The sequence below is a fragment of the Polaromonas sp. P1_G2 genome (assembly GCF_056405515.1).
Window position 1 is genome coordinate 1 of sequence record NZ_JBFUBY010000475.1, and the last position, 1746, is coordinate 1746.

The 1746-nt window shown below is 63.7% G+C and carries 2 protein-coding genes; both read right to left on the bottom strand.

All coding sequences use genetic code 11. The features are described from left to right. The coding region (locus AC1D0P_RS25405; protein WP_477679266.1) for a branched-chain amino acid ABC transporter permease at positions 1–799 on the bottom strand (799 nt) is incomplete at its 3' end. Next, positions 796–1671 (bottom strand): branched-chain amino acid ABC transporter permease, encoded by an 876-nt coding sequence (locus tag AC1D0P_RS25410; RefSeq protein WP_477655595.1) that lies wholly within the window; start codon positions 1669–1671, stop codon positions 796–798. The genes AC1D0P_RS25410 and AC1D0P_RS25405, both read right to left, overlap by 4 nt. Positions 1672–1746: the final 75 nt, after the last annotated feature.

Here is a 1746-nt window from a genome sequence, read left to right on the forward strand (position 1 = left end):
CGGCGGCGCCGACGACAGGGCCCAGGAAATAGCCCGCGCCGCCCACCACCACCATCAGGTACAGCATGATGGACGCCGCCACAGCGAAGGGCCCCGGCTCGATGAACTGCACCAGAGAGGCGAACAGCGCACCGGCGATGCCCGCATAGGCCGCGCCTATGGCAAAGCTCAGCAGCGTGTAGTTGCGGATGTTCACGCCCAGGCTTTCAGCGCGTATCGGGTTGTCGCGCAGCGCCGTGAAGGCCTTGCCCCAGGGCGAGCGCAGCAGGCCCCACAGCGCCCCGGCCAGCAGCACGGTAACCGCCAGCACCAGGTAGTAATAAGCACGATTGCCCTCGAGCGAGTAGCCGAACAGCGAGGGCCGCGCGATGTTGTTGATGCCGAAGGTTCCGCCCGTGAGCCATTCTTCGTTGCGCATCACCAGCCAGATCGCGGTGTTGAAGCCCAGCGTGGCGAAGGCCAGGTAAATCGCCTGCACCCGCAGCGCCGGGAAGCCCAGGACCAGGCCGACGGCGAAGCAGATCAGCGCGGCGGCCGGCAGGCCCAGCCAGAAGCTGACACCGGCCTTCATCAGGATGGCGACGGTGTAAGCGCCTATACCGAAGAAAGCGGCGTGGCCCAGTGATTTCTGGCCGGCGTAGCCGACGGTGAGGTTCAAGCCCATGGTGGCGATGATGAAAACCAGCCAGTAAGTCAGGAGGTAGATGCCGTAGTTCTTGAGGAACTGCGGCGCGGCCAGCATCCCCAGCGCAGCCAGCAGCGACAGCGCCAGGGCGAATTTGTTGTTGGCGAGTTTCATACCTTGCGCTCCTCTTTCTTACCCAGCAGGCCCTGCGGCTTGAAGAGAATCACAACCATAAAAATCACCAGCGCCACCGCGTCCTTGTAGGCCGGTGAAATATAGGCCGAGGCCAGGTTCTCGCACACGCCCACGATCAGGCCGCCCAGCAGCGCGCCGCGCGAGTTGTTGAAGCCGCCGATGATGGCGGCGAAAAAAGCCTTGGTGCCCAGGCCCTCGCCCATGTCGAACTTGGCGAGGTAGGTGGGCGTGACCAGCAGGGCCGCCGCCACCGCCAGCACGGCATTGATGGCGAAGGTGTAGAAAATCATGCGCGGCACGTTGATGCCGAGCACGGAAGCGCTTTCGGTGTTCTGCGCCACCGCCTGCATGGCGCGGCCCGTCACGGTTTTGGCCAGGAAGGCCTGCGTCGCCAGCACGATGACCAGGGCCAGCGCGAAGGTGCCTATGTCCTGCAGGGTGATGGTGACCCCTGCAATGTTGAACAGCTTGTCGGCGAACAGGCTGGGGAAAGGATGGGCTTCGGCGCTGTAGCCGGCGCGCACACCGTTGCGCAGGGCGATGGACAGCCCTATGGTCGCGACGACGATGGGCATCATGCCGTATTTGAAGAGCGGATCCACCACGCCCCGTTTGAAGACCCAGCCCAGCAAGAGCACGGCCAGCAGCACCGCCATCACGAAGCTCACCAGCATAGGGGCGCCCAGCGAAATGAAGGCCAGCATCATGAAGGCCGGCAGCATGACAAATTCGCCCTGGGCGAAGTTGATCGTCCCCGAGGCCTGCCACAGCAAGGTAAAGCCCAGTGCCGCCAGCGCATAAATGCTGCCGGTGGCCAGGCCCGAAAAGAAAAGTTGGAGAAAGTCCGTCATGGAGAAGGTCCRATGGAGAAGGCCGGTGGTATTCAGCGGAAGTTTCGAGGGGGCATGGCCTGCGCCTTCCCCCTC

Bases quoted from the DNA above. Each gene is read 5' to 3' on its own strand.
- AC1D0P_RS25410 (WP_477655595.1), bottom strand. From the start codon at position 1,671: ATGACGGACTTTCTCCAACTTTTCTTTTCGGGCCTGGCCACCGGCAGC.